This window comes from Primorskyibacter flagellatus, assembly GCF_014638275.1.
Taxonomy (GTDB): domain Bacteria; phylum Pseudomonadota; class Alphaproteobacteria; order Rhodobacterales; family Rhodobacteraceae; genus Pseudooceanicola; species Pseudooceanicola flagellatus_A.
Map to the genome: position 1 here is coordinate 551,597 of NZ_BMFJ01000002.1, position 24,679 is coordinate 576,275.

Sequence of the window (24,679 nt, forward strand, 5' to 3'; positions counted from 1 at the left end):
CTCACGAATTCAGGTCGGCGAAGGTCGTGCCGTCTTCGGCCATCTTGCGCAGCAGCGGCGGAACCTTCCAGTAATTTGCGTCTTCCTGTGCGTAAGCCTCGATCCGGCGCACCAGCTCTTTCGCGCCGATGGTGTCGGCATAGTGCAGCGGGCCGCCGCGATGACGCGGGAAGCCGTAGCCGAACAGGAAGACCATATCGACGTCCACGGGGCGCTTGGCGGTTCCGTCCTCGACCACACGCGCGGCTTCGGCAATGAAGGCGGTCATGTAGCGATCGATGATGTCCTGTTCGGTGAAGTCCTTGGGCGTGATGCCCTTTTCGGCGCGCACCTCGTCGATGATGTCCGCCACGGCGGGGTTCGGGACGGGCGAGCCGGTTTCGTACAGGTAGTACCCCTTGCCGGTCTTGCGCCCGTGCCCTTCGCGTTCGCTGATCCGGTCGGCAATGTCGCCGCCGTAACGTTCGCCCGGCGGCAGGCCCTCTTCCTTGCGGCGCTGACGGGTCATGTAGCCGATGTCGAGCCCGGCGAGGTCCCCGACCTTGTGCGGCCCCATGGCCATGCCGAACGATTCGAGCGCGTCGTCCACCTGCTGCGGCGACGCCCCGTCGAGCACGAGGTAGGAGATCACCTTGCCGTAATGCCCGAGGATCCGGTTCCCGATGAACCCGTCGCAGACCTGCGCCAGCACCCCGACCTTGCCGAGGTTCTTGGCCAGGTGGAACCCGGTTGCCAGAACGTCCGGTGCGGTCTTTTCGCCCTGCACGATTTCCAGCAGCCGCATCACGTGGGCCGGAGAGAAGAAGTGCAGCCCAAGCACATCCTGCGGCCGGTCGGTGCAGGCGGCAATCGCGTTGATGTCGAGGTACGAGGTATTCGACGCAAGGATCGCCCCCGGCTTGCAGATGGTGTTCAGCTTGCCGAAGATGTCCTTCTTGATTTCCATCTTCTCGAACACCGCCTCGATGACGAGGTCCACGTCGGCCAGCGCCTCCATCTCGAGCGCGGGGGACAGTTTCGCCAGCGCCGCGTCCCGCTTGTCGGCCTTCATCTTGCCACGCGACACCGCTCCGTCGAGGTTCTTGGTGATCGTCGCGACACCCCGGTCAAGCGCGTCCTGCTTCACCTCGACCAGCGTCACGTCGTAACCCGCCATCAGGCAGGAGGTCGCGATGCCGGACCCCATGGTGCCGCCGCCGATCACGCCGATCTTCTGGAGGTTGCGCGTCTCGCCCTTCGCCTCGGGGATGTTCGACACCGCCCGCTCGCCGAAGAAGGCGTGGATCAGCCCGGCGCGCTGAGGAGAGTTCATGCAGACCATGAAATGCTCCCGCTCCTTCTTCAGGCCCTCGGCCAGCGGAAGGGTCGACGCGCCGATGGCCTTCACGCATTCGGCGAGGTTGATGAGATGCGGGTTCTTCTTCGTCACCATGTCGAGCGTCGCGGCGACCGCCGCATCGTCCGCCTTGGCCTGAATGTCCGCGGTGCGCCGGGTCGGCAGGGTGCCGGCGATGATCTCTTTCCCCATGGCGACGGCGATGTCGCGCGGCTCGCCCGGTTCGACGACGCGGTCGATGGCGCCTTTTTCCAGCCCCTCCTCGACCTTCGCATGACGGCCCGATACGGCAATGTCCAAAGCGAAGGGGATGCCGGACAGGCGCGGCAGGCGCTGCGTACCGCCCGCGCCGGGAATGATGCCGAGCAGAACCTCGGGCAGGCCGAACTTGGCCCCCTTCATCGCAACACGAGCATGGGTCGCCAGCGCGGTTTCATAGCCGCCGCCAAGCGTCGTGCCGTGCATGATCGAAACGGTCGGGATCGCGCTGGCTTCCAGCACGTCCAGCACCTCGGTCAGGGAGGGCGCCTTGGGCGGCTTGCCGAATTCGCGGATGTCCGCCCCGGCGATGAAGGTCCGGCCCGCGCAATAGAGCGCGATGGCCTTGGCTTTGGCATCGGCATTGATCGCCTCAACGGCCTTCACCAGCCCTTCGCGCACGGCGATGCCGGTGGCGTTGACCGGCGGATTGTCGATGCAGATCAGGGCGACGTCGCCCTCGTATCCATAGCTGACAGCTTCGCTCGTGGAATTGGATTCGGCCATGGCGCCCTCTCTCACCCTTGTTTTCGTCAACGGAAGAAGGCCCCCCGGTCCAGACCGGCGGTCGCGTCTCCTCCCTCTCGCGCGGAAACCTAGACCGTGGGAGCGGAAGGGTCAATCAATGGAATTCAATTTTGCAATGCAGAATTTATAGGGACGTCGCCACTGTCCGCCCCGACCGGAGAATCTCCCGGTCGCCCGTCCCTCCAGGCAGGAGATCCTCGGATCACGTCCGAGGATGACGGTGCGCCGGGTGGTGGCCCGCCGGACAGCGATCTCTCAGCCCGGAATGATCTCGAACTTCACCACATCCACCATCCCCCGGTCCGTGATCTTGAGCGCGGGGATCACCGGCAGTGCAAGGAAGGCAAGCTGCAGGAAGGGCTCGTCCAGCGATACGCCCAGCCCCTTCGCTGCGGCGCGCAGGGCGACGAGCGCATCGTGCACCTCCTCGAAGGGACGGTCGCTCATCAGCCCCGCGACCGGCAGCGCGAGCTCCGCCAGCACCTCGCCGTCGCGCACCACCACGAACCCGCCCTGGATTTCGGCCAGCCGGGTCGCCGCCAGCGCCATGTCGCGGTAGTCTCCACCCACTACTGCGATATTGTGGTGATCGTGGCAGACGGTAGAGCCAATGGCCCCGCCCTTCAGACCGAACCCCCTGACGAACCCCGTCGCGATATTGCCGTTCACCCCGTGCCGTTCGATCACCGCGATCTTGACGAGGTCGCGCGCAAGGTCGGGACGCTTGTCGCCGTCGGTGATGACGATGTCTTCCTTCAGATGTTCGGTGATGATCTTGCCGGGCAGGATGCCGATCACATCCGTCTTCTCCCGGTTGCCGCCGGTGCGGAAGTGATCCGCCCGGATCGTCCCCGTCTTCACCGACCCCCGCCCGACAGGGGCCGTCACGCGACGCGCCGCAAACGCCTCCGCCCCCATAACGACACCACCCGACAGCACCAGCTTCGCCCGGCAGTCGGCCACATCCGGCAATGCGACGATATCCGCCCGCTTGCCCGGCGCGATCTGCCCGCGATCCTTCAGCCCGAAAGCCTCCGCCGCCGAGAGCGACGCCGCGCGGTAGACCGCGAGCGGCGGACAGCCCAGACGGATCAGTTCCCGGATCATGTGGTCGAGATGCCCGTGCTCTGCGATGTCCAGCGGGTTCCGGTCGTCGGTGCACAGGCACATGTAAGCCGATGTCACGTCGTTCAGAAGCGGCTGAAGCGCATTAAGGTCCTTGCTGACCGACCCTTCGCGGATCAGCACGCGCATGCCCTTCTGCAGCTTCTCCCGCGCTTCTTCCGCCGTCGTCGCCTCATGCTCCGTCCGAATACCGGCGCTGACATAGGCGTTCAGATCCCGCCCCGACAGCTGCGGCGCATGGCCATCGATATGCCGCCCCCGGAACGCCTCCAGCTTGGCCATGCAGCCGGAGTCCTGATGGATCACGCCGGGATAGTTCATGAATTCCGCCAGCCCGATCACCTGCGGGTGATCCATCAGCGGCACCAGGTCCCCCGCCTCGATCCGCGACCCGGCAGTTTCCATGTGCGAAGACGGCACGCAGGAAGACAGGTTCACCCGGATGTCCATCACCGTCTCGGTCGCGGAGTCCAGAAAGTACTGAATTCCGGAAACTCCGATCACGTTGGCAATCTCGTGCGGGTCGCAGATCGCGGTCGTCACCCCGCGTGGTCCGACACAGCGGTCGAATTCGTGCGGCGTGACAAGAGAACTTTCGATATGCAGATGCGTGTCGATGAAGCCGGGCACCAGCGTCAGGCCGGTCACGTCGATCACCCGGTCCGCCTCATAGTCGGCCCCGATCCCGACGATGGTGTCGCCACAGATCGCCACCTCCCCCGGAATGCGGTCGCCGGTCACCATGTCCCACACCTCGCCGCCCCGCAGGACGAGATCGGCGGGCACATTGCCCCGCCCCTGCGAGATCAGTCGGGACAGCGGTTCGGTCATCTGGGGCCTCTCGGATTGCGCCCCCTGATCCGACCCCAGCCTGCGCCCGGAGTCCAGAGCAAGCCGCGCGAAGCGCCCTTTACCCCGCGCAACACTCGCCGCATAACCGCAGTCAAAGGAGCCCGCGCCCATGTCCCTCTTCCCCGTTCCCGCCTTCCCCTCCGTCCCCGTCGCCGGCGAAACCGACAGCTACCCGGTGCGCCGTATCTTCTGCGTCGGGCGCAACTACGCCGACCACGCGAAGGAGATGGGCCACGAGCCGGACCTCGAAGCGCCGTTCTATTTCACCAAAACCCCCTCCGCGATCTGCATGGACCCGGCGATCCCCTACCCCCCCGGCACCCAGGACTGCCATTACGAGATGGAGCTTGTCGTCGCCCTGGGCGCGCCCGTCTTCCGCGCCAGCCGTGAGGAGGCCGCGGCCGCCGTCTATGCCTATGCCTGCGGGCTGGACATGACCCGGCGCGACCGCCAGCAGGACGGCAAGGACAAGCGCCGCCCCTGGGATCTCGGCAAGGATTTCGAGAAGTCCGCCATCATCGCGCCGCTGACGAGGGCCGCCGACTTCGGCGCGGTCGCGAAACAGCGCATCACCCTCACGGTCAACGGAACGGTGAAACAGGACGCGACGCTGGACCAGCTGCTGCACGACATTCCCGCCGTGATCGCGCATCTGTCTGGCTACTACCACCTCGGCCCCGGCGACCTGATCTACACCGGCACGCCTGCTGGCGTCGGCCCGGTGGCCCCCGGCGACACCCTGCGCGGAGAGATCGAGGGCCTCGCCCCGCTCGACCTGACGATACAACCGGCGGAGTAGCGGGCCGCCAAAAAAGTATACTCTGTCAATCACGTTATTTTGCAGGTGCAGAAAAAGCGCTGCGCAGCAGCGCTTTTGCGGTATGATAGGGGCATGAGTCGCAGACAACGCCTTTCCGCCGACGACTGGCTGAATGCCGGTCTTCAGGCCCTCGCCGCCTCGGGTCCCGAGGCGTTGAAGGCCGAACCGCTGGCGCGTGCGCTCGACACCACCAAGGGCTCTTTCTACTGGCATTTCGAGGATGTGCCGCGTTACCGGCAGGCCCTGCTCCAGTTCTGGCGCGACCTCACCGGCAAGATGCCCGCCGCCCCCGCCGAAAAGGCAGAGGCCGTGGCGCGGCTGCACGCGGTCATGCACGACGGGTTTGGCGGCGACATGGCCACGGAATCCGCGATCCGGAGCTGGGCGACGGTGGACGACGCGGTGGCAGAGGCACTGGCAGAGCTTGACCGCACCCGGCTGGCACATCTGGAAACGCTCCTGCGCAAGCTCGGCATCACCAATCCGGACATCGCCTGCGCGCTCTATGCCTCCAAGGTCGGCATGGCGACCCTGCCCGGGGATGTCGCCGATCCGGACGCCCTCACCACCCTCGTCGATATCGTTCTCGCCCTGCGCTAGAGACCGCGCGCGAACAGGTCGACAAATCGCTGCCGCGCCTCGGGCAGCGGCTTTTTCCCAAGGTCCGGCGCAAGATGTTCCGTCAGGAAATGCCCGGTAACGCGCAGCCCCTGCGCGATCTCTGCATCCGGCGCATCGCCCTGCCGCAGCAGCACCGGCGGCAGCGACAACAGCCTGTCCGCATAGCCCCCCGCCCCCGCCGCCGTCACTGCCCGCCCGGTGCGGGGAGAGACATAGACCAGCCCCTCCGTCGCCCCCGTGACCGCGCAGGCGGACAGGTCCAGCCCGAAGCCCAGATCGTCCAGCAGCGCCAGTTCCCAGTGCAGGTAGGCCAGCGGCCATAGGTCCGCGCGATCCAGCAGGTCCAGCAGCGACTCCGTCCGTGCATAAAGCGCGCGGTGCGGTTCGCGTTCGGGCAGGGCAAAGCACAGCAGCGCCGTGACCGCGTTCAGCCCTGCCAGCGCCATCCGGTCCGACATCGCCTGAGCCGACCGCGACCGCAGCGGTTCGACCGTGAAACCGCCCAGATGGTCCTGCAACCGGGCCTTCCACGCCACGTCCAGCTGCGCGCCGGGCTGCAACAGCGGCGCCATCCGGCGCGAGGCCCCGCCCCGCACAACCCCGGCATGACGGCCATGATCTGGGGTGAAGACCTCGGCGATCACCGCATCTTCCCCGTGCCGCCGGACAGCCAGCAATATCCCCTGATCACGCCACTCCATACCGCCCTTATCCGCCCCCTTGCGCGGCCCGGCAAGATCGCGCAACCCTGCGGCCATGACGACACCCCTGTCCCGGACCCTGGCGCTCGCCATCGCGCTGATGACCCTCGCGGCGCTTGTCGCGCAGTACCTCACCGATCAGCGCGCCAATCCGGAGCTTGCGGGCTATGAAACGCTCTGGCGGCTGGCCCGCTACTTCACCATCCTGACCAATACGCTGGTTGTCGTGACATATGCCGCCATCGCCTTCGGGGCCCGCCTGACCGCGCCGGTCTGGCTTGGCGGCGTGACGCTCTGGATCGCGATCACCGGGGTGGTCTATCACCTGCTGCTGGCCGGGACAGACGGGCCGAAGACCGGGCTGGACTGGTGGGCCGATTTCGGCGTGCACAGCGCCACTCCTGTTGCCGTCACGCTCTGGTGGCTGGCCTTTGGGCCGCGCGCGGAGCTGCGGGCGGGGGCGGCGGTGCTGTGGATGCTCTGGCCGCTGATCTACGTGGGATACGCGCTGACACGGGGGCATTTTGACGGCACCTACCCCTATTTCTTCACCAACCCGGACCGGATCGGCTGGACCGGGGTGGCGGAATGGACCGTGATCCTTGCCGTGGCCTTCCTGATCGCCGGTCTGCTGCTGATCGCCCTGGCCCGGCTGATCCGCAACCGCTAGTCGGCCAGTCCCGGTTCGTCGAGCAAATGCCGGCCCTGCCGGTCCTCGACCTCGACCACCCAGAGATCGGGGTCGAAGCCGCGCTGGCGGGAAATGGACTGGTCGACCTGCGATTCCGGCCCCTCCGATAGGACCATCCACTTGCGCGCGCCCGTCACGATGTCGAAGCTGCGCTGAAACGCGACCGCCTGCCCGTCGAGCGTGTTGAGCTTCACCAGAACGGCCCCGCCCGTGTCATCGCCATGCGCCACCACGAACCCCGGTATGTCCGCCAGCCGCAACCGCGTGAGGTAAGCGTCGATCCAGGTCCGTGCGGTCAGCCGCATCCCCTAGTTCCCGTCGCGGAAGTCGAGCCCCATCTCGCGATAGCGCGCCGCCTCTTCCAGCCAGTTTTCGCGCACCTTCACCTGCAGGAAGAGGTGCACCTTCCGGCCAAGGAACTCTTCCAGTTCCTCCCGCGCGGCCTTGCTGACGGCCTTGATCGTCTCGCCCTTGTTGCCCAGCACGATCCCCTTGTGACCGTCCCGCATGACATAGACGATCTGGTCGATCCGCGCCGTGCCATCGTCGCGCTCCACCCAGCTCTCCGTCTCTACCGTCAGCTGGTAGGGCAGTTCCTGATGCAGGCGCAGGGTCAGCTTTTCCCGCGTCATCTCGGCCGCGATCATGCGCATCGGCAGGTCGGCGATCTGGTCTTCGGGGTAGAGCCAGGGCCCCTCCGGCATCTGCTCCGCCAGCCACTTGCGCAGCGCCTCGACCCCGTGCCCCCGCTCGGCCGAGATCATGAAGGTCTGCTCGAAATCATAGCGCGCATTCAGCGCCTCGGTCAGCGCAAGCAGGTCCGGCGCCTCCACCCGGTCGATCTTGTTGATGGCCAGCGCCACGCGCCGCCCCTTCGCCGTCTCGGCCAGCCCGTCGAGGATGGCCGAGACCCCGTCCGTGATCCCGCGATGCGCCTCCACCAGCAGGACGGTGAGATCCGCATCCGCCACCCCGCCCCAGGCCGCCGCGACCATCGCCCGGTCAAGCCTGCGACGCGGCTTGAACAGCCCCGGCGTGTCCACCAGCACGATCTGGCTCTCGCCCTCGATGGTCACCCCCCGGATCCGCGCCCGCGTGGTCTGCACCTTGTGCGTGACGATCGACACCTTCGCCCCCACCATCCGGTTGGTGAGCGTGGACTTGCCCGCATTGGGCTCTCCGATCAGGGCGACGAAACCGGCGCGGGTGGTCATGATGTCTCTTTCCATGGTTGGCGCCTGTCCCTCATAGCACGGGACAGGCATCCGCGCCTCATGCCGTGTAAAGCACCAGAGGGCAATGGTCCGAGAGCTCGGGCTCCCGTACCACGTCGAAACGGGCGTCGCGCAGGGGGCCGTTGACCAGCATGTAGTCGGCGAATTTCTCGGGCTTCTCGTAGAAGGACGTGCGCGTCCCCGGATGGCCCCGTGTCGTCACGAGGTTATAAGGCGCAACGCGGGCAAGGACGCGGAAGGTTTCGGACACCGGCAACACGTTGAAATCGCCGCAGACCACCACCGGATCGCCCGGCATCAGAACGCTCTGCACCAGCGTTGCGAATTTGCGGGCCTGTTCGCCGCGCACAGGCGTGTCCATCTTTCCGTTCGGATCGCGCAGCCCGTGCATGTGGGCGACGGTGACGCCGCCCTCTTCCGGATGCCAGACCCGCACCGCGTGTCCGGTGCGCGCGCGGGGATGCGCGCCGAACCCGCCGGGCGAGAATTCCCCATGCACGAACCCCTGCGCTTGCCCGACCAGCGTCAGGTCGGGCGAGAGGTAGGTCGCGATCCCCCAGAGCGTCGGCACCGGACGGTCGCCAAGCCAGAGATTGCCAAGCGCCGCAGGACAGAAGGTCAGCCCGTGGTTCGGCAGCGCGCGCGACACGTCGCGCAGCACATCCGCCCGCTGCGGCAGGGCCATGCCGTCGTCGCGATATTCCAGCCAGGCCGAGGGGCTGCCGGGCGCATAGACGACCTCCTGCAGGCAAAGCACGTCGGGCTGTTCCTGCGCCAGCCAGTCGGTCATTTCCTCGAACAGACGTCCGCCCCAGGCGTTGAGACTGACGACCTTCATGACGACACCCTGTCCAGCAGCGCCCGCGCCGCCGCCTGTTCCGCCGCGCGCTTGGACCCGGCCACCGCTTCGGCCGTTTCGCCATTGCCGAGCCGCGCCTCGATCCGGAACTGCGGGGCGTGATCCGGTCCCTCGCGTCCTGTCTCCACATAGGCGGGCGGGGTGAGGCCGCGCGCCTGCGCCCATTCCTGCAGCGCGGTCTTTGCGTCGGTCGCGTCCTCCGCCACCTTCGCCACCCGGTCGCCCCAGAGCCGCAGCACCACATCGCGCGCCGCAGGGAACCCGGCGTCGAGATAGATCGCGCCGATCACCGCCTCCATCGCATCGCCCAGTAGGGTCATCTTGCGCCGCCCGCCGGTGCGCTGTTCAGAGCGGCCGAGCTTCAGCACCGCGCCAAGGTCGATCCCGGCGGCCACCTCGGCGCAGGTTTCCTTGCGGATCAGGGCGTTGTAGCGCGGCGCAAGCTGGCCTTCGCTGGCATCCTGATCCTCCTCGTACAGCGCCTCGGCAATCACCAGGTTCAGCACCCGGTCGCCGAGGAATTCCAATCGCTGGTTGTGCTGCCGGGTCGGAGAGGACACGGAGGGATGCGTCACGGCCCGAACCAGCAGGTCGGGCCGGGCGAAGTCATGGCCGATGCGGGTGGCGAAGGATTGGAGCTCTCCGGACAGCTTCATGCCACCTCAGTCGATTGCCTTGAAGAAGCGGTCGCCCCGCCACGTCCAGAAGAACAGCATGGACCGCCCGGCAGAGGAGAACATGATCCGGTCCGCGCGGCCGATCAGGTTTTCGAACGGCACCATCCCGACCCCGAATGAGGTCTGCGAAACGCGGCTGTCGGTGGAATTGTCGCGGTTGTCGCCCATGAAGAAGAAATGTCCCTCGGGCACGGTAAAGACCTTGGTATCGTCGAGGTCCAGCCCGTCCTGGATGTTCAGCATGGAATGGCGAACACCACCGGGCAGCGTTTCGATCAGGCGCTCTTTCTCGCAGACCCCGCCTTCGCCGACCGGATCGTTGGAACAGCGTGGATAGCGTCCCTCGGGTCCCTGCGGTTCCTTGGTTTCGGAGAACACGCCGCCATCTTCGACCTGCACCGGTTCCCCGTTGATGTGAAGCAACCCGGCCTTCATCTGAACCGTGTCGCCCGGCAGGCCGATCAGCCGCTTGATATAGTCCTGATGGCTGACGGGATGGCGGAAAACCACGACATCGCCCCGCTCCGGCTGATCGCCGATAAGGCGGCTGTTGTCCCCGTCGAGAAACCCGCAGATGTCCGCCGCGTCGATGTCGATGCCGAACTGTCCCAGCTTGATCGACGGGCACGAGGCGTAGGAATAGCCGTAGGCCATCTTGTTCACGAACAGGAAATCCCCGACCAGCAGAGTGTCCTTCATGGAAGACGACGGAATCCAGAAGGGCTGGAACAGCAGCGTCCGGAACACCCCGGCGATGATCAGCGCCCAGAAGATCGTCTTGATCGTTTCCCAGATCGCCCCGAGGAAGCCCTGGTTCTCGTCTGCCATGGAATTCGTCCTTCTGCCCGGCGCACCGTGGCTACATGAGCCGCAGGGGTTTGGGTGTCAAGGTTGCCGGGGCCGGCCGTCACGCAGGCGCGATCACCAGCCTTCGGTCCAGAGCCGGCGGAGCCGGTCGCCCTCTCCGCGGAAATGCCCGCCCTCAAAGCCTGCGCGCACCACACGGTCGGGGCGGAAATGCCGGATATCGCCGCGCAGCTCGCACCAGCCGACGATATTGGCAGTTTCCGAATAGTAGATCAGGGCGATCGGGCGGATGATCCGCTCCGACTCCTCTCCCTGCGCGTCGCGGTAGAACAGGGCGAGTTTCCGCTCCTCCCGGATCGCCTGCCGCACCAGGGCCAGGTCCAACCCCTCCGCCATCGCCGGACCGCCCCAGACCCTGAGCGCGCCATTGCCGATCCGGTCCCGCAGCGGCGGCGGCAGGCTCGCCGTCACCTTCTCTCCGACCCGCCGGGCTGCATTGCGCAGCGCAGCGTCGCCCCGCCGGTCCAGCAGGCCAAGCGCGACGACCAGCGACTCGATCTCCTCAAGCGTGAACATCAGCGGCGGCAGGGTGAACCCGTCGCGCAAGACGTAGCCGATGCCGCGCTCCCCCTCCACCGGGACGCGCATCGCCTGCAGGGCGGCGATGTCGCGATAGATCGTACGCGGCGCGACCTCCAGCCTCTCCGCCAGATCCGCGCCGGTCAACGGGGCGCGGGCGGCACCTAGCATCTGAACGATCTCGAAAAGGCGGGACATCTTGCGCATGGGACTCTCGCAACTGACAGGGCGGTGGCAGTTCGGTGCGGGTATCTGGTCAGCCGGACCGCACTGATTCAAGGGGGAATCGGAGGACGGCACCGATCTGAGCGCAAAGGCTACTGACATGACATACCTGCAATCCCTCGGCATCTTCTGGGTCCTGATCTTCGGCATCATCGTCATTCCCGGCATGGACATGCTGCTGGTGCTGTCGAACACGATGGCGCGCGGGTTGAAATCAGGTTTCGCCGCGCTCTCCGGCATCATTGCGGGCGGCGCGGTGCACACGATCTGGGGCCTGCTGTCGGTCGCACTGATCCTCCGCCTGCCACCCATGCTGATTCCGGTCATGCTTACAGCCGGGGCGCTCTACCTCGCCTGGATCGGGTGGACCCTGCTCAACAGTGCGATCACGGTTGGCGAAGACGCGCCAGACCCCTCCCGCCGCGCTTTCCGGCAGGGGCTGGTCACCTGCCTGCTGAACCCGAAAGCCTGGGTCTTTGTCGTGTCCGTCTTTCCGCAGTTTGTCCGGCCGGAATTCGGCCCGCTCTGGCGGCAGGGCCTGATCGTCGGCCTGTTGGTCGCCCTGACCCAGCTGGCGGTCTATGGCGGAATCGCACTGGCTGCAGGCCGGGTGCGCCGCTGGCTGATCCGTTCCCCGAAAGCGACGATCTGGACGGGGCGGATAACCGGTGCGGCCTTCCTCATCGCGGCGGCTCTGACGCTCTGGGCCGCGCTAGGGTAGAATCGGCAGTTCCGGCCAGTCGATCAGGCGCGCGGGCATCCATCCGGCCCGCCGCCGCGCCAGCCGCTCCGCGACGGTCTCCGCGTCATAATCGCTCGGGTTGCCCGGATGGGTGAAGGCGGAGCGGTCGGCGAGGGTCGAGATATTCATCACCGACAGCAGCCCCGCACCGTCGCGCATCAGCATGGCCACATAGACCCCGCAGCGCCCGCAGATCACCTGCGTCGACACGCCGAGGCCGAAGCTGTAGTGCCGCACCTGCTCCGGCTCATGTGCCGTGAGCGTCAGGTGCGACGCCGGATCCCGGAAGGCCCGCGCATTGTGCGACCGGCAGAACCCGCACTGGCAAAGGCCGATCACCTGATGGTCCGGCGCGCGCGGCGTTTCCAGCAGCACCCCGATGGCCCCGCAGTGGCATCCGCCCTCGTGCCGGTACGCGCTCATCACGTCACCGGACGCGCCTCGATCACCACGAAAGCCTGCGCCCAGGGGTGATCGTCGGTCAGCGTCACATGGATGATGGCCTCATGACCGGGAGGGGTCATCTGCGCCAGCCGCTCCGCCGCCCAGCCCGTGACATGCATGACCGGCTGGCCCGTGCGCAGGTTGCTGACGGCCATGTCCTTCCAGGAAATTCCCATGCGCAGCCCGGTGCCAAGCGCCTTGGAACAGGCCTCTTTCGCCGCCCATCTCTTGGCATAGGTCCCGGCGGTGTCGGCGCGGCGTTCGGCCTTGCGCTGTTCAACCTCCGTGAAGACACGGTTGCGGAACCGATCGCCAAAGCGGTCGAGCGTGCCCTGGATCCGGTCGATATTCGCCAGATCGGTGCCGATGCCGAGGATCATGTGGCCGTCCGTCACTGCGTCAGGCCAGAGGTCTAGCCGGTTTGCACAGGGAAGTCAGCGCCCTTCAGACAGACGCGCAGGGCGCAGGCCGGAACGCGACCGCCCTGTCGCGCCGGGCAGCGGGCGCCGGCGGCGGGACGAGTGGCAGGTCCGCAAGTTCGCGCGGGGACATCCGGGCGACATCGGGATGCGCAAAGGGGTCGCCCGGCGCCGGGTTGACAGGGGCCCGGGCGGCGAAAAGGGTTTTGAACCAGTTTGTCATGGTTTTCTCCTTGGTTTCAGATATCGGGAATATGGGATCGGCCCCGCGCTTTTTGAATTGCACGCTTTCTGCACCTGCCTTTAGAATTTCTGAATGGACAACCTCAGCCGCATCCCCCTGAACGGCCTGCGCGCCGCCGAAGCCGTGCACCGGCTCGGCTCCCTCTCCGCCGCGGGGAAGGAACTGGGCGTATCCCCCGGTGCCGTCAGCCAGCAGGTTGCACGGCTTGAAGAGACGCTTGGCCTGCGCCTCTTCCTCCGCCGCCCCGGCGGCATGATCGCGGCAGAGGGGACCGCGGACCTCTTCCGCCTGCTCGGTCAGGGGTTCGACCGGCTGTCCGCCGCTGTCGATCTGACCCGCAAAGACCGGCAGAGCATGCTCACCGTCTCCTGCGCGCCGATCTTCGCAGCCCGCTGGTTGATCTGGCGGCTGCGCGGCTTCACCCGCGCCAACCCCGACATCCGCATCCGCATCGACAGCGACACCGCCCTGATCGACCCGAACGACGGCACCGCCGACTTCGCCATCCGCATCGGCAACGGCCCTTACGAGGGGGTCGAGGTCGAACGACTGTTCCCGCAGCGCATCGTTCCGGTCTGCCACGCCGACATCGCCGCCACGCTGCACAGCCCGGCGGACTTGCTGAATGTGCCGATCATCCGCGACACCCGGTCGAACTATGGCTGGCAGCACTGGCTTCGCCCCGGCGACCCGCCTGCCGACCGCCTGCCCGAGGGGCCCGAGTTCAGCGAGGGCACGCTCTGCCTCGATTCCGCGATGACCGGGGCCGGGGTCTTCCTGTCCTTTGAAACCCTCTGCGTCGATTCGCTGAAACGCGGCCAGATCGTCGCCCCCTTCCCGGTCTGGCGGAATACCGGCGCGTCCTACTGGCTGATTTCGGCACAGGACCGGTCGCTGACCCTGCCGCAGCGCAGGTTCCGCCAGTGGCTGAAAGCGGCGATCGAGGAAGAGGGGATGGGCGTCGCCCCGGTTCCTACGGGCTGAGCGCTGGACCGATCTCGCCCGAGGACTGGTTGAGCGTGAAAGTCAGCGTCCGGTCCAGCATGGCGCCGGTCGGTTCATCCACGACTCTGACCGGCAGACGGAACCGGAGGCCCTGCGCCGGGTCGTAATCAGCAGTGAGGTCTTTGAAAGTGACGCGGCCGAACCCGTAGCTCTTGTAGCTCACGATCCGGCACTGCCGGTCGCCCAGTTCCCCGCGCGGCGGTGAGAGGACGAGAATGTAGTAACCCCCGATCGCGGGCTCACCCGCATCCAGCAGCGCAAGGCGGACGTCACCGTTGGCAAAGCTGCGGGAGTTGTTTTCCCACGGTTCGGCGATGACGCCGGCAGAAGCGCGCCAGTCGCAGTCCTCCACCTGTTGCGCAACGGCCGGCGTTGCGAGGAGGAGGAGGGAGAGGAGATAGCGGATCATGGAAGTGGAACGCGGGGGACTGGGGTGTGGTTCAAACGTGCGGCGCAGGGCGGCGGACGTCCGCGGACTGCGGGGTGGCGGCATGGTGAAAGCCCGAAGTCGTTCCGAAGAATCTTGCCACCATCGCAACCGTCATCCTCGGACTTGATCCGAGGATCTCCCTGTCTACGGGCGCGCGAAACATGAAGAGATCCTCGAATCGAGTCCGAGGATGACCCCTTCCCTTCGACCGAAGCGGCGCCCTACGCCCGCGCCTCGTCCATCAGCCGCCGCATCTCGCGGATCGCGGGGTCGAGCCCAAGGAAGATCGACTCCCCGATCAGGAAGTGCCCGATGTTCAGCTCCCGCACCTCCGGCAGGGCGGCGACCGGCTGCACCGTGTCATAGGTCAGCCCGTGGCCCGCGTGCACTTCCAGCCCGAGAGAATGGCCGAACGTCGCCATCTCCGTCAGCCGGGCAAGTTCCGCGTCGCGGGCGTCGAAATGCCCCTCCGCATGGGCGTCGCAATAGGCGCCGGTGTGCAACTCGATAACCTCCGCCCCGATCCGGTGCGCCGCCTCGATCTGACGCTTGTCGGCGGCGATGAAGATCGACACCCGGCACCCCGCATCGCGCAGCGGCGCGATGAAATGGGCCAGCTTGTTTTCTTCCCGCGCGACCTCCAGCCCGCCTTCGGTCGTCCGTTCTTCCCGCTTCTCGGGGACGATGCAGACGGCGTGCGGCTTGTGACGCAGGGCAATCGCCTGCATTTCGTCCGTCGCGGCCATCTCGAAGTTCAGCGGAACCGTCAGCACCTCCATCAGCCCCTCGATATCCGCGTCCGAGATATGCCGGCGGTCCTCCCGCAGATGCGCGGTGATGCCGTCTGCCCCGGCAGCCTCGGCGATCCGGGCAGCACGCAGCGGATCCGGGTAGGCCCCGCCCCGCGCGTTCCGCACCGTCGCCACGTGGTCGATGTTCACCCCAAGTCGCAATGCCTGCCCGCTCATGTCCTTGTCTCCTTCGCCTGTTCGGCCTTCTCCGCCTTGGCGCGCTTCGCCACCTCGGCCTTGGCCCGGATCGCCGCCAGCTTCGCCTTCAGTGCCCCGCGCCGCCGCGCCTGATAGGCCCGGATCACCGGAACCGAGACATAGTAGGCCACCAGCCCGAACAGCACGCCCGGAATGATCCCGCCGATCATGTAGGGGTAGAAAATGTCATGGTAAAAGATCCGGAGGGAGGTCCAGTTCGCATCCATATCGGTGAACAGCGCGACGACATTCTCCCGCAGGTCGTTGGCGGCATAGAAGAACTTCTGCGCGAAATTCTCTCCGTTCCCGGCCTCGTCCGGATGCCGGCCCGTCAGGAAAAGCCCGACCTGCACCGACAGAAGCGCGATCGGCACGTAGGTCAGCGGGTTGCCGACAAAGGTGGCAAGGATCGCCGCGAGGATGTTTCCGCGCACGACGAAGGCGATCAGCGCGGCGGTGAAGAAATGCAGTCCGTAGAACGGGGTGAAACAGGTCACGATCCCGGCAAAGATCCCGCGGGCGATCTTTTCCGGCGTGTCGGGCAGCCGCCGCATGCGGTGCTTGACGTAGTGAAAGGCCCGGCCCCAACCGCCACGGGGCCAGAAGAATTCGAAAACCATCAGCCAGAGAGGACGTCTATCCCGACGTTTGAAGACCAACGGTCTCTCCCATCTCTGCCGGCGCGGGCGCGGGGGGGCGCGCCGCCGACGGGTTGCGATTGCGCGACAGGGCCGCCACGTCCGACTCGGCCTCGAGCGCCGATGTCACGTTGTGAAGATGCTCCGCGTCGCGCAGTTCCAGATCGACCAGCAGGTTGTAGAAATCGGGCTTCCGGTCGACAAATCTGAGGTCCGAGATATTGGCCTTCTGCTCTCCGATCAATGTGCAAATTCGTCCCAGCACCCCCGCGTCGTTGCCGACGGTCAGAAGGAAGGAGACCGGGTTGACCGCCGCATGCTTGCCAGAATGCCAGTGCAAGTCCAGCCAGCGCGCAGGCTGGTCTTCGTAATCGCCGAGCACCGGGCAGTCGATGGCATGCACCACCACCCCGCGCCCCTTCCAGGTGATGCCGACGATGCGTTCGCCCGGCAGGGGCTGACAGCAGGCCGCGCGTTCGAACTTCTGCCCCGGGGACAGACCGATCACCGCCCGGTCCTGCCGAATCCCCTCCCCGTCATCGGGCACCAGCGCGGGATAGAGCACCTGAACCACCTGCGTCGCGCTCAGTTCAGCCGAGCCGAGCCGCGCCAGCAGCGAATCCCGCCCGTTCAGCCGCAGCTTCTCTGCCGCCGTCTCAAGCGCCTTGTCGGTTGCCTTCTTGCCCACATGTTCGAAGGCCGACCGCGCCAGTTCCCAGCCAAGCCGGATGAACCGTTCCCGGTCCACCTCGCGCAGGGCCCGCCGGATCGCCGTTTTCGCCTTGCCGGTCGTCGCGATGTCGAGCCAGGTCGCCTGCGGCTCCTGCCCCTCCGCCGTGATGATCTCAATGCTCTGCCCGTTCTTCACCCGGGTCCAGAGCGGCACGCGCATCCCGTCAATCTTGGCCCCGACGCAGGCCGACCCGATCCGGGTGTGGATCGCATAGGCAAAATCGATCGGCGTGGCCCCCTTGGGCAGCTTCACCACGTCGCCCTTGGGCGTGAAACAGAAGACCTTGTCCGAATACATCTCCAGCTTCACGGCCTCGAGGAAATCCTCGTGATCATCCTCGTTCTGGAACTGTTCGGACAGCGTCATGATCCAGCGCGCGGGATCGACGGCAAAGGGATTCTCCGCCGGAACCCCGTCGCGATAGGACCAGTGCGCGGCCACCCCGGCCTCTGCCACCTCGTCCATTTCCTGCGTGCGGATCTGCACCTCTACCCGCTTGCCGTCGCGCCCCGACACGGTGGTGTGGATCGACCGGTAGCCGTTCGACTTGGGCTGGCTGATGTAGTCCTTGAACCGCCCCGGAACCGACCTCCAGCGGCGGTGTATCACGCCGAGGATGCGATAACAGTCGTCTTCCGTCCCCGTGATGATCCGGAACCCGTAGATGTCCGACAGGCGCGAAAAGCTCTGGTCCTTCTCCTCCATCTTCCGCCAGATAGAATAGGGCCGCTTGGCCCGGCCGGAGACCTTGCCTTCGATCCCCGCCTTCTTCAGCTCAGACCGCATGTCGCCGGTGATCCGTTCGATCACGTCGCCGGTTTCCGACTGCAGCACCACATAGCGCCGCATGATCGATGCCCGCGCATCCGGGTTCAGCACCTTGAAGGACAGGTCCTCAAGCTCCTCCCGCATCCACTGCATGCCCATGCGACCGGCCAGCGGGGCGAAGATGTCCATCGTCTCCCGCGCCTTCTGCACCTGCTTTTCCATGCGCATCGACTTGATCGTGCGCATGTTGTGCAGCCGGTCCGCCAGCTTCACCAGCAGCACGCGCAGGTCGCGCGACATGGCCATGAACAGCTTGCGGAAATTCTCCGCCTGCTTGGTCTCGGTCGAGGTCAGTTGCAGGTTGGTCAGCTTGGTGACGCCGTTGACCAGTTCGGCGATCTCAGGCCCGAAGCGGTCCGACACGATCTTGTAAGAGGCCTTGGTGTCCTCGATCGTGTCATGCAGCAGGGCGGTGACGATGGTGGCGTCGTCCAGGTGCTGCTGCGCGAGGATCGAAGCGACCTCGATCGGATGTGAGAAATAGGGCTCCCCGGATTTCCGGAACTGCCCTTCATGCATCTCGCGCCCGAAGTCGTAGGCGTCGCGGATAAGCGCTTCGTTTGTCCGGGGGTTGTAGGCGCGGACCAGCGTGACAAGATCGTCGGCAGGCTTCAGGTCCACAGTGTCGCGCCTTTCCGGGCTCCCGTCAGCCCCGACTTAACCCTGGCCCTGCGCCTCCATCAGCGCGCGGAGGAGTTTCTCTTCGCTCATGTCATCCTCGACCGGTTTGTCGGCCGTTTCCGAACCCATGAGCAGTGCCATGCTGTCTTCTTCCGGCTCGTCGACCTCGATCTGGGACTGGTTCGCCTCGATCAGGCGCTCGCGCAGTTCGTCGGCGGACTGGGTCTCTTCCGCGATTTCGCGCAGGGACACGACCGGGTTCTTGTCGTTGTCGCGATCCACGGTGATCGCCGCCCCGGCCGAGATTTCGCGCGCACGATGCGCGGCGAGCATGACCAGCTCGAAACGGTTCGGGACTTTGTCAACGCAATCTTCAACGGTCACACGGGCCATGGGGCACTCCGGCTTTCTCGGGGATGAAACGCCCTCATACGCTCCACGCGGCCTATTGACAACCCGGATCGCCCAACAAAACCACGGATCGGCGGTCCTCCTCGGTCAAATCCGCGTGCATCTCCGCCACGGTCCGGCCAAGGACCGGGTGCCGCCACTCCGGCGCGATCTCCATCAAGGGCACAAGAACGAAGCTCCGGTCCTGCAAACGCGGGTGTGGCAAAATCAGGCTTTCGGGCCGCTCGGCGGTTTGCCGCTCAGGCGGCAGCTCATACCAGCGGATCCAGGTGGCGCGGTCCGGCGTCACGATTGACCCTGCCGCGATCAGGTCCAGGTCCACCGAACGTGCGCCCCATCTTTCGCGACGGACACGACCGTGTGAAGCCTCTGTTTTGTGCATCTCTGCCAAGAGATCGGCGGCATCCAGGCTGGAATCCAGCATCAACGCACCATTCCGGTAGTCCGGCCCCGCCCCCGGGGGAAAGGCCGGCGACCGGTATACTCCCGAGCGGGCGATGATTCTCCCGGCATTTCTCTCCAGCTCAGCAACCGCAGATTGCAGATTTCCGCCGACACTCTTCCCCAAAACAGGAAGATTTCCACCGAAGGCAATCAGGTAACGCATCGTCACTTCCCCCTGAACCTACCCTTATGGACAGGCGCAACTGCTTGATACACAGACGGTTTGCACGTATCTTCCGCAAACATTGCGTCCCATGCATTACACTCACTCACGGACCGGGTCGCAAAGATTTTGGAAAGGTATTGGATGTTTTACAAAGACGAACGGCTGGCGCTGTTCATCGACGGCTCCAATCTGTACGCGGCGGCCAAGGCACTCGGTTTCGACATCGACTACAAGCTGCTGAGGCAGGAGTTCATGCGTCGTGGCAAGCTGCTGCGCGCGTTCTACTACACTGCGCTGCTTGAGAATGACGAGTATTCGCCGATCCGCCCGCTGGTCGACTGGCTGCATTACAACGGTTTCTCCATGGTGACCAAACCCGCCAAGGAATACACCGACAGTCAGGGCCGCCGGAAGGTCAAGGGGAACATGGACATCGAACTCACCGTCGATGCCATGGAACTTGCGCCGCGCGTCGACCATATCGTGCTCTTCTCCGGTGACGGGGATTTCCGGCCGCTGGTGGAAAGCCTTCAGCGCCAGGGGGTCCGGGTGTCGGTCGTCTCGACGATCCGCAGCCAGCCGCCGATGATTGCCGACGAACTGCGCCGCCAGGCCGACAACTTCATCGAACTGGACGACCTGCGCGATGTGATCGGTCGTCCGCCGCGCGACAATTCCGACGAAGGCGCGGCGCGTACCCGCGCCATGGCGTCGGAAGACTGACAAGCACGGGCGCCGGTTTCCGGCGCCCGCGCCCCTCCTGCGCATTGCAGCCGGGGGAACGCCCCGGACTGGACGCCGCGCCCCTGCCCCGCTAGATCGGGCCGGAAGGAGACGCCAATGTCCAAGCCCCCCCTCACGCTCTACCTCGCCGCCCCGCGCGGCTTCTGCGCAGGTGTCGACCGCGCAATCAAGATCGTGGAAATGGCACTGCAGAAATGGGGCGCCCCGGTCTACGTCCGCCACGAGATCGTGCACAACAAGTTCGTCGTGGATGCCCTGCGCGACCAGGGCGCCGTCTTTGTTGAGGAACTGGACGACTGCCCGGAAGACCGCCCCGTCATCTTCTCCGCCCATGGCGTCCCCAAGGCCGTCCCGGCCGAAGCCGCGCGCCGCGAAATGGTCTATGTCGATGCCACCTGCCCGCTGGTCTCCAAGGTCCATATCGAGGCGGAGCGGCATCATGAGAACGGCCTCCAGATCGTCATGATCGGCCACGCAGGCCACCCCGAGACGATCGGCACCATGGGTCAGCTCCCCGACGGAGAGGTCCTGCTCGTCGAAACCGAGGCCGACGTCGCCACCCTTTCGGTCCGCGATCCCGCGCGGCTTGCCTTCGTCACCCAGACCACCCTTTCGGTCGATGACACGAAGGGCATTGTCGCCGCGCTGCAGGCGCGCTTCCCCGCCATCATCGGCCCCCACAAGGAAGACATCTGCTACGCCACCACCAACCGGCAGGAAGCCGTGAAGGCCATGGCCGGAAAGATCGACGCCATGCTGGTCGTCGGTGCGCCCAACTCCTCCAACTCCCGCCGTCTGGTCGAGGTCGCGGCCAAGAACGGCTGTGCCTATGCCCAGCTTGTCCAGCGTGCCACCGATATCGACTGGCGCGCGCTGGAAGGCATCCGCGCCATCGGCATCACCGCCGGCGCCTCCGCCCCGGAGGTGCTGGTGAACGAGGTCATCGATGCCCTGAAAGCCCGCTACGACGTCACGGTTGAACAGGTCGAAACCGCCACCGAAAACGTCGAATTCAAGGTGCCCCGCATCCTTCGCGTCCCGGCCTGACATTCACGTTGCCGCAAATATCCTCGGGGGAATTGGCCGTAAGGCCAAGGGGGGCGGACAGCCCCCGCGCCCGCTCCGCCCTTGGCGAACGCCCGAACTCGTGCCACTCTCCGCCCGACCCTGACGGAGCATGTCCATGTCCCCCGAATTCCTCATCGCCAACCTGATCGTCTGCCTCGCCCCCGGTCTCGGGGTGATCTATACCCTGTCGGTCTCGCTCGGGTCCGGCCTGCGCGCGGGGGCCTGGGCCGCGCTTGGCTGCACCCTTGCGACCGTCTTCCACCTTGGCGTGGCGCTGGCGGGGCTGGCGGCGATCCTGCACACCTCCGCCCTGCTCTTCCAGGCGATCAAGCTCGCCGGGGCCGTCTACCTCCTCTGGATGGCCTGGACCACGCTCAAGGGCACCGGAGCGCTCGCGATCTCCCCCGATACCTGCGCCGCATCACCTCTCCGCATCGTCCGGCGAGGCGTCCTGCTGAACCTGCTGAACCCCAAACTGCCGCTCTTCTTCCTCGCCTTCCTGCCGCAGTTCCTGCCCGCCGCCTCCGCCACGCCGAACCGTGACCTCTTCGCGCTTGGCCTCGTCTTCGTCGCCACCACCGGCGCGGTCATGCTGACCTACGCGCTCGCCGCCGGGACCATGCGCCGCTATCTGGTGGAATCCGAACGCGCCATGGCCTGGCTCCGCCGCATCTTCGCCGCCGGGTTCGCGGCGCTTGGCCTGCGCCTCGCCCTCGAACGGGCTTGACCCCGCGGGCCGGGCATGGTCCATCGCGCCCATGCCCGACTACTACGCCTTCACCGACGGAGCCTGCTCCGGCAACCCCGGCCCGGGAGGCTGGGGCGTCCTGCTTCAGGCCAGGGAGGGCGACACAGTCCTCAAGGAACGCGACCTGTCAGGCGGGGAGGCCGACACCACCAACAACCGCATGGAGCTGCTGGCCGCGATCAACGCGCTGGAAAGCCTCGGCCGCGCGACCGCGATCACGGTCGTGACCGACAGCGCCTACGTCAAGAACGGCGTGACCAGCTGGATCCACGGCTGGAAGCGCAACGGCTGGAAGACCGCCGACCGGAAGCCGGTCAAGAACGCCGACCTCTGGCAGCGCCTCGACGAGGCCCAGAAACGCCACACGGTCACCTGGAAATGGGTCAAGGGCCACGCCGGTCATCCGGAAAACGAACGCGCCGACGAACTCGCCCGTGCGGGCATGGCGCCCTTCAAGTAATCAGCCCCGCAGCATCCGCCACAGGCTCAGCGCCATGTCCGACAGGTCCCCGGCGCGCGCGATCACATGTTCCCGCGCCAGCCCCTCGCCGGCCCCCGCCTGCACCCGCGCGATCAACCGCATCAGCCGCCGCCGGTGAACGCCTGTCGCCACCTGCACCGGGTCCGCGATGACCCCGGCAAAGGTCGTCACCACCGATCCCGCCATCGCCAGCCCCACCCCCGTCAGCGCCACCTGCCAGACCGGCAGATGCACCGGGAACACCCCGTAGTAGAGCCGCCCGGCCCCCTGCCCCAGCCAGAACCCCTCTGCCGCGCGCCGCGCCGCCTGCGCCTCTGCCAGAGGCCCGGCGAGGGAGATCACCCCCGGCGTCACCGCATGGAACAGAACCACCCCGGCCAGCAGCACCACCAGCGTCGTGACGATTTCCGCCACAGCATTGCGCGTCGCCGCATACTCGCCGACGGCCCGCGCCACCCGGTCTTCCGGTGCATCCGTTACGCCAAGGACGAACGCCGTCACCTCTGCCCGAACCGCACGCGACACCGCCGTTGTCAGGAACACCTCGCGCCGCGCCAGCCAGCCCGCCATGCGGGGCAACTGGACCAGCCGCGCGACCCGGGCCAGGACCTTCACCAACAGGAACACCGGCGCCAGAACCACGTTGACCGGCGCCCGCAGCAGGTCCGCCCCGATTGCCGCGCGGTGCAGCCTCAGCGTCCCCCGCAGCCCGAACCGTCGCCGGACGAAGGCCCGCACCTGCCGCTCCATGCCAGAGGTTATTTCGGCCCGTAGGTCTGCCATAGCCAGATCAGCAGAAGCGCGCCCAGAACCGCACCGACCAGCCCCGCGAACAGGCCCATCACCGACAGCAGCGCGCGCACGATCAGCCCGCCGATCACCGCACCGCCCATGCCGATCGCGACGGTGACGGGAACCGAGGCCTCGACCCGCATGATCCGCGTGGCGAAGAACCCCGCCGCGGCCCCCACGATCAGCAACCAGATGACACCCATGCCGCCCCCTATTTCCGCCGGTAATGAGTCGGCACGATCACCAGCGCCCCGACCGAGGCCAGTATCGCATCGATCCCCGGCGAAAACAGCCGGAGCCCGAACATGATCGCGACGAAATAGAACAGGAAGGCCCCGCCGATGCAGATGATGACCGACGGCACGACGCCGTTGCGCGTGAACCCGCTGCGTTCGGAAACATAGCCGACGATGCCCGCGATCACGACGGTGCCGATCAGGGTCGGAAACATCCGGTCCTCCTACAGACGGCTGCCGGCGGGCACAGGCCGGCCGCGCAGGAACTCCGCCGCATCCTGCGGGCCCTTGCCCGCCCGTTGCAACCGCAAAAGCCGCACCGCCCCCTCCCCGCAGGCCACGGTCAGCGCATCGTCCAGCGCCTCGCCCGGCGCCCCTGCCCCGGTGGCGATACGGGACCCGAGCAGCTTCACCCGCTCCCCCCCGATCTCGCACCAGGCGCCGGGAAAGACCGACAGCCCGCGGATCAGCCGGTCAACTTCTTCCACGGGCTTGCTCCAGTCCACCCGCGCCTCTGCCTTGTCGATCTTGGCGGCATAGGTCACGCCCTCGTCCGGCTGCACCTCGGCCACCAGCCCGTCCAACTCCGCCAGTGCTTCCACGATCAGCCGCGCGCCCAGCACGGACAGCCGGTCATGCAGCTCCGCCGTGGTCTCCTCCGCCCCGATCTCCAGCGCCTCGCGCAGCAGCACCGGCCCGGTGTCGAGCCCGGCCTCCATCTGCATGATGCAGACCCCGCTCTCCGCGTCGCCCGCCATAATAGCACGATGGATCGGCGCCGCCCCCCGCCAGCGCGGCAGAAGCGAGGCATGGATGTTCAGGCACCCTCGTTCCGGCGCGTCCAGCACAGCCTGCGGCAGGATCAGACCATAGGCCACGACAACCGCAACCTCCGCCCCGAGCGCGGCAAACTCCGCCTGCGCCTCCGCCCCCTTCAGCGACACCGGATGCCGCACCATGAGCCCAAGCGCCTCAGCCCGCGCCTGCACGGGCGATGGCCTGTCCTTCTTCCCCCGCCCCGCAGGCCGCGGCGGCTGGCAGTACACGCAGGCAATCTCATGCCCGGCATCGACCAGCGCCTCCAGCACCGGTACCGAAAATTCCGGCGTTCCCATGAAGACGATCCGCATGTCCTGCTCCTTCATCTTGCCCAAAATACTCCGGGGAGCCCGAGGGGCAGCG

General features: G+C 66.5%; 30 protein-coding genes. 9 read left to right on the top strand and 21 right to left on the bottom strand.

Features of this window, described 5'->3' with window-relative positions; translation table 11 throughout:
* Position 1: 1 nt before the first annotated feature.
* A complete protein-coding gene (locus IEV87_RS16980; protein WP_188479004.1) occupies positions 2–2,101 on the bottom strand; it encodes a 3-hydroxyacyl-CoA dehydrogenase NAD-binding domain-containing protein in 2,100 nt (699 codons plus the stop codon).
* A 276-nt stretch (positions 2,102–2,377) separates the two neighbouring features.
* Entirely contained in the window at positions 2,378–4,078 is a 1,701-nt protein-coding gene (ade, locus tag IEV87_RS16985) for an adenine deaminase (protein WP_188479005.1), read from the bottom strand.
* A gap of 130 nt (positions 4,079–4,208) precedes the next feature.
* Between ade and IEV87_RS16990 the strand changes: the two genes are divergently transcribed.
* Both IEV87_RS16990 and IEV87_RS16995 read left to right on the top strand, forming a co-directional pair.
* A complete protein-coding gene (locus tag IEV87_RS16990; RefSeq protein WP_188479006.1) occupies positions 4,209–4,898 on the top strand; it encodes a fumarylacetoacetate hydrolase family protein in 690 nt (229 codons plus the stop codon).
* A gap of 93 nt (positions 4,899–4,991) precedes the next feature.
* Positions 4,992–5,519, top strand: coding sequence for a TetR/AcrR family transcriptional regulator (locus tag IEV87_RS16995; protein WP_188479007.1), 528 nt, complete (start codon positions 4,992–4,994; stop codon positions 5,517–5,519).
* Here the strand turns inward: IEV87_RS16995 and recO are convergent.
* Positions 5,516–6,241 carry a DNA repair protein RecO gene (recO, locus tag IEV87_RS17000; protein WP_188479506.1) on the bottom strand — a complete coding sequence of 242 codons (726 nt, stop codon included), beginning with the start codon at positions 6,239–6,241 and terminating at the stop codon, positions 5,516–5,518. The two genes, IEV87_RS16995 and recO, sit on opposite strands and share 4 nt — an antisense overlap.
* Before the next feature lie 55 nt (positions 6,242–6,296).
* On the opposite strand from recO, the gene IEV87_RS17005 reads away from it, so the two are divergent.
* Positions 6,297–6,911: a Pr6Pr family membrane protein gene (locus IEV87_RS17005; protein ID WP_188479008.1), complete on the top strand. Its 615-nt coding sequence runs from the start codon at positions 6,297–6,299 to the stop codon at positions 6,909–6,911.
* Here IEV87_RS17005 and IEV87_RS17010 read toward each other — a convergent pair.
* The 6 genes from IEV87_RS17010 to IEV87_RS17035 all read right to left on the bottom strand — a co-directional run bounded on the left by IEV87_RS17010 (position 6,908) and on the right by IEV87_RS17035 (position 11,296).
* Positions 6,908–7,237 (bottom strand): DUF1491 family protein, encoded by a 330-nt coding sequence (locus IEV87_RS17010; protein WP_188479009.1) that lies wholly within the window; start codon positions 7,235–7,237, stop codon positions 6,908–6,910. The genes IEV87_RS17005 and IEV87_RS17010 overlap by 4 nt on opposite strands.
* Before the next feature lie 3 nt (positions 7,238–7,240).
* Positions 7,241–8,146 (bottom strand): GTPase Era, encoded by a 906-nt coding sequence (era, locus tag IEV87_RS17015; protein WP_188479507.1) that lies wholly within the window; start codon positions 8,144–8,146, stop codon positions 7,241–7,243.
* Between the two features lie 58 nt (positions 8,147–8,204).
* Complete coding sequence (locus IEV87_RS17020) at positions 8,205–9,005, bottom strand: endonuclease/exonuclease/phosphatase family protein (protein WP_188479010.1); 801 nt, start codon at positions 9,003–9,005, stop codon at positions 8,205–8,207.
* Positions 9,002–9,682, bottom strand: a complete 681-nt coding sequence (gene rnc, locus IEV87_RS17025; protein ID WP_188479011.1) for a ribonuclease III — start codon at positions 9,680–9,682, stop codon at positions 9,002–9,004. Before rnc ends, IEV87_RS17020 begins: the two co-directional genes overlap by 4 nt.
* A gap of 6 nt (positions 9,683–9,688) precedes the next feature.
* On the bottom strand, positions 9,689–10,531 hold the full coding sequence (gene lepB / locus IEV87_RS17030; RefSeq protein ID WP_188479012.1) for a signal peptidase I: 843 nt from the start codon (positions 10,529–10,531) through the stop codon (positions 9,689–9,691).
* Between the two features lie 93 nt (positions 10,532–10,624).
* Complete coding sequence (locus tag IEV87_RS17035; protein ID WP_188479013.1) at positions 10,625–11,296, bottom strand: helix-turn-helix transcriptional regulator; 672 nt, start codon at positions 11,294–11,296, stop codon at positions 10,625–10,627.
* A gap of 118 nt (positions 11,297–11,414) precedes the next feature.
* Between IEV87_RS17035 and IEV87_RS17040 the strand changes: the two genes are divergently transcribed.
* Positions 11,415–12,035, top strand: a complete 621-nt coding sequence (locus IEV87_RS17040) for a LysE family translocator (RefSeq protein ID WP_188479014.1) — start codon at positions 11,415–11,417, stop codon at positions 12,033–12,035.
* Here the strand turns inward: IEV87_RS17040 and IEV87_RS17045 are convergent.
* Complete coding sequence (locus tag IEV87_RS17045; protein ID WP_188479015.1) at positions 12,027–12,479, bottom strand: GFA family protein; 453 nt, start codon at positions 12,477–12,479, stop codon at positions 12,027–12,029. The genes IEV87_RS17040 and IEV87_RS17045 overlap by 9 nt on opposite strands.
* Positions 12,479–12,880: a holo-ACP synthase gene (acpS, locus tag IEV87_RS17050; RefSeq protein ID WP_188479016.1), complete on the bottom strand. Its 402-nt coding sequence runs from the start codon at positions 12,878–12,880 to the stop codon at positions 12,479–12,481. The genes IEV87_RS17045 and acpS overlap by 1 nt, the downstream gene beginning before the upstream one ends.
* A gap of 355 nt (positions 12,881–13,235) precedes the next feature.
* Between acpS and IEV87_RS17055 the strand changes: the two genes are divergently transcribed.
* Positions 13,236–14,147: a LysR substrate-binding domain-containing protein gene (locus IEV87_RS17055; protein WP_188479017.1), complete on the top strand. Its 912-nt coding sequence runs from the start codon at positions 13,236–13,238 to the stop codon at positions 14,145–14,147.
* Here the strand turns inward: IEV87_RS17055 and IEV87_RS17060 are convergent.
* The 6 genes from IEV87_RS17060 to folK form a co-directional block, all read right to left on the bottom strand.
* Positions 14,137–14,577 carry a hypothetical protein gene (locus IEV87_RS17060; protein ID WP_188479018.1) on the bottom strand — a complete coding sequence of 147 codons (441 nt, stop codon included), beginning with the start codon at positions 14,575–14,577 and terminating at the stop codon, positions 14,137–14,139. The two genes, IEV87_RS17055 and IEV87_RS17060, sit on opposite strands and share 11 nt — an antisense overlap.
* A 242-nt stretch (positions 14,578–14,819) precedes the next feature.
* The gene (locus tag IEV87_RS17065) at positions 14,820–15,566 is read right to left on the bottom strand and encodes a pyridoxine 5'-phosphate synthase (RefSeq protein WP_188479019.1); all 747 of its coding nucleotides are present in this window, start codon (positions 15,564–15,566) and stop codon (positions 14,820–14,822) included.
* A complete protein-coding gene (locus IEV87_RS17070; protein ID WP_229737680.1) occupies positions 15,563–16,207 on the bottom strand; it encodes a DUF2062 domain-containing protein in 645 nt (214 codons plus the stop codon). Before IEV87_RS17070 ends, IEV87_RS17065 begins: the two co-directional genes overlap by 4 nt.
* Before the next feature lie 16 nt (positions 16,208–16,223).
* A complete protein-coding gene (locus IEV87_RS17075) occupies positions 16,224–18,401 on the bottom strand; it encodes a RelA/SpoT family protein (RefSeq protein ID WP_188479508.1) in 2,178 nt (725 codons plus the stop codon).
* Between the two features lie 42 nt (positions 18,402–18,443).
* Entirely contained in the window at positions 18,444–18,800 is a 357-nt protein-coding gene (gene rpoZ, locus IEV87_RS17080) for a DNA-directed RNA polymerase subunit omega (RefSeq protein WP_188479021.1), read from the bottom strand.
* 52 nt (positions 18,801–18,852) lie between these two features.
* Positions 18,853–19,425, bottom strand: coding sequence for a 2-amino-4-hydroxy-6-hydroxymethyldihydropteridine diphosphokinase (gene folK, locus IEV87_RS17085; RefSeq protein WP_188479022.1), 573 nt, complete (start codon positions 19,423–19,425; stop codon positions 18,853–18,855).
* A 144-nt stretch (positions 19,426–19,569) separates the two neighbouring features.
* On the opposite strand from folK, the gene IEV87_RS17090 reads away from it, so the two are divergent.
* The 4 genes from IEV87_RS17090 to rnhA all read left to right on the top strand — a co-directional run bounded on the left by IEV87_RS17090 (position 19,570) and on the right by rnhA (position 22,448).
* Positions 19,570–20,151 carry a LabA-like NYN domain-containing protein gene (locus IEV87_RS17090; protein WP_188479023.1) on the top strand — a complete coding sequence of 194 codons (582 nt, stop codon included), beginning with the start codon at positions 19,570–19,572 and terminating at the stop codon, positions 20,149–20,151.
* Positions 20,152–20,268: 117 nt separating this feature from the next.
* Positions 20,269–21,219, top strand: coding sequence for a 4-hydroxy-3-methylbut-2-enyl diphosphate reductase (gene ispH, locus IEV87_RS17095; RefSeq protein ID WP_188479024.1), 951 nt, complete (start codon positions 20,269–20,271; stop codon positions 21,217–21,219).
* Between the two features lie 136 nt (positions 21,220–21,355).
* Positions 21,356–21,967, top strand: a complete 612-nt coding sequence (locus IEV87_RS17100; protein ID WP_188479025.1) for a LysE family translocator — start codon at positions 21,356–21,358, stop codon at positions 21,965–21,967.
* A 31-nt stretch (positions 21,968–21,998) separates the two neighbouring features.
* Complete coding sequence (rnhA, locus tag IEV87_RS17105) at positions 21,999–22,448, top strand: ribonuclease HI (RefSeq protein ID WP_188479026.1); 450 nt, start codon at positions 21,999–22,001, stop codon at positions 22,446–22,448.
* Here rnhA and IEV87_RS17110 read toward each other — a convergent pair whose 3' ends face one another.
* Genes IEV87_RS17110 through fmt form a run of 4 tightly spaced genes read right to left on the bottom strand, consistent with a single transcriptional unit; the run spans position 22,449 to position 24,627 of the window.
* On the bottom strand, positions 22,449–23,252 hold the full coding sequence (locus tag IEV87_RS17110) for a DUF6635 family protein (RefSeq protein WP_188479027.1): 804 nt from the start codon (positions 23,250–23,252) through the stop codon (positions 22,449–22,451).
* Positions 23,228–23,464 (bottom strand): GlsB/YeaQ/YmgE family stress response membrane protein, encoded by a 237-nt coding sequence (locus IEV87_RS17115; RefSeq protein WP_188479028.1) that lies wholly within the window; start codon positions 23,462–23,464, stop codon positions 23,228–23,230. Before IEV87_RS17115 ends, IEV87_RS17110 begins: the two co-directional genes overlap by 25 nt.
* 8 nt (positions 23,465–23,472) lie before the next feature.
* Complete coding sequence (locus IEV87_RS17120) at positions 23,473–23,712, bottom strand: hypothetical protein (protein WP_188479029.1); 240 nt, start codon at positions 23,710–23,712, stop codon at positions 23,473–23,475.
* A gap of 9 nt (positions 23,713–23,721) precedes the next feature.
* Entirely contained in the window at positions 23,722–24,627 is a 906-nt protein-coding gene (gene fmt / locus IEV87_RS17125; protein ID WP_188479030.1) for a methionyl-tRNA formyltransferase, read from the bottom strand.
* Between the last annotated feature and the right edge of the window lie 52 nt (positions 24,628–24,679).

What these genes read in the sequence shown, in the direction of transcription:
- IEV87_RS17010 (WP_188479009.1), bottom strand. Translation starts at nt 7,237, where the DNA reads ATGCGGCTGACCGCACGGACCTGGATCGACGCTTACCTCACGCGGTTG.
- IEV87_RS17005 (WP_188479008.1), top strand. Translation starts at nt 6,297, where the DNA reads ATGACGACACCCCTGTCCCGGACCCTGGCGCTCGCCATCGCGCTGATG.
- IEV87_RS17110 (WP_188479027.1), bottom strand. Translation starts at nt 23,252, where the DNA reads ATGGCAGACCTACGGGCCGAAATAACCTCTGGCATGGAGCGGCAGGTG.
- ispH (WP_188479024.1), top strand. Translation starts at nt 20,269, where the DNA reads ATGTCCAAGCCCCCCCTCACGCTCTACCTCGCCGCCCCGCGCGGCTTC.
- lepB (WP_188479012.1), bottom strand. Translation starts at nt 10,531, where the DNA reads ATGGCAGACGAGAACCAGGGCTTCCTCGGGGCGATCTGGGAAACGATC.
- IEV87_RS17090 (WP_188479023.1), top strand. Translation starts at nt 19,570, where the DNA reads ATGTTTTACAAAGACGAACGGCTGGCGCTGTTCATCGACGGCTCCAAT.
- ade (WP_188479005.1), bottom strand. Translation starts at nt 4,078, where the DNA reads ATGACCGAACCGCTGTCCCGACTGATCTCGCAGGGGCGGGGCAATGTG.
- IEV87_RS17070 (WP_229737680.1), bottom strand. Translation starts at nt 16,207, where the DNA reads ATGGTTTTCGAATTCTTCTGGCCCCGTGGCGGTTGGGGCCGGGCCTTT.
- IEV87_RS17020 (WP_188479010.1), bottom strand. Translation starts at nt 9,005, where the DNA reads ATGAAGGTCGTCAGTCTCAACGCCTGGGGCGGACGTCTGTTCGAGGAA.
- IEV87_RS17035 (WP_188479013.1), bottom strand. Translation starts at nt 11,296, where the DNA reads ATGCGCAAGATGTCCCGCCTTTTCGAGATCGTTCAGATGCTAGGTGCC.
- recO (WP_188479506.1), bottom strand. Translation starts at nt 6,241, where the DNA reads ATGGAGTGGCGTGATCAGGGGATATTGCTGGCTGTCCGGCGGCACGGG.
- rnhA (WP_188479026.1), top strand. Translation starts at nt 21,999, where the DNA reads ATGCCCGACTACTACGCCTTCACCGACGGAGCCTGCTCCGGCAACCCC.
- IEV87_RS16980 (WP_188479004.1), bottom strand. Translation starts at nt 2,101, where the DNA reads ATGGCCGAATCCAATTCCACGAGCGAAGCTGTCAGCTATGGATACGAG.
- IEV87_RS17060 (WP_188479018.1), bottom strand. Translation starts at nt 14,577, where the DNA reads ATGATCCGCTATCTCCTCTCCCTCCTCCTCCTCGCAACGCCGGCCGTT.
- fmt (WP_188479030.1), bottom strand. Translation starts at nt 24,627, where the DNA reads ATGCGGATCGTCTTCATGGGAACGCCGGAATTTTCGGTACCGGTGCTG.
- acpS (WP_188479016.1), bottom strand. Translation starts at nt 12,880, where the DNA reads ATGATCCTCGGCATCGGCACCGATCTGGCGAATATCGACCGGATCCAG.
- IEV87_RS17115 (WP_188479028.1), bottom strand. Translation starts at nt 23,464, where the DNA reads ATGGGTGTCATCTGGTTGCTGATCGTGGGGGCCGCGGCGGGGTTCTTC.
- IEV87_RS17100 (WP_188479025.1), top strand. Translation starts at nt 21,356, where the DNA reads ATGTCCCCCGAATTCCTCATCGCCAACCTGATCGTCTGCCTCGCCCCC.
- IEV87_RS16995 (WP_188479007.1), top strand. Translation starts at nt 4,992, where the DNA reads ATGAGTCGCAGACAACGCCTTTCCGCCGACGACTGGCTGAATGCCGGT.
- IEV87_RS16990 (WP_188479006.1), top strand. Translation starts at nt 4,209, where the DNA reads ATGTCCCTCTTCCCCGTTCCCGCCTTCCCCTCCGTCCCCGTCGCCGGC.
- folK (WP_188479022.1), bottom strand. Translation starts at nt 19,425, where the DNA reads ATGCGTTACCTGATTGCCTTCGGTGGAAATCTTCCTGTTTTGGGGAAG.
- IEV87_RS17045 (WP_188479015.1), bottom strand. Translation starts at nt 12,479, where the DNA reads ATGAGCGCGTACCGGCACGAGGGCGGATGCCACTGCGGGGCCATCGGG.
- IEV87_RS17120 (WP_188479029.1), bottom strand. Translation starts at nt 23,712, where the DNA reads ATGTTTCCGACCCTGATCGGCACCGTCGTGATCGCGGGCATCGTCGGC.
- rpoZ (WP_188479021.1), bottom strand. Translation starts at nt 18,800, where the DNA reads ATGGCCCGTGTGACCGTTGAAGATTGCGTTGACAAAGTCCCGAACCGT.
- rnc (WP_188479011.1), bottom strand. Translation starts at nt 9,682, where the DNA reads ATGAAGCTGTCCGGAGAGCTCCAATCCTTCGCCACCCGCATCGGCCAT.
- IEV87_RS17040 (WP_188479014.1), top strand. Translation starts at nt 11,415, where the DNA reads ATGACATACCTGCAATCCCTCGGCATCTTCTGGGTCCTGATCTTCGGC.
- IEV87_RS17065 (WP_188479019.1), bottom strand. Translation starts at nt 15,566, where the DNA reads ATGAGCGGGCAGGCATTGCGACTTGGGGTGAACATCGACCACGTGGCG.
- era (WP_188479507.1), bottom strand. Translation starts at nt 8,146, where the DNA reads ATGACCACCCGCGCCGGTTTCGTCGCCCTGATCGGAGAGCCCAATGCG.
- IEV87_RS17055 (WP_188479017.1), top strand. Translation starts at nt 13,236, where the DNA reads ATGGACAACCTCAGCCGCATCCCCCTGAACGGCCTGCGCGCCGCCGAA.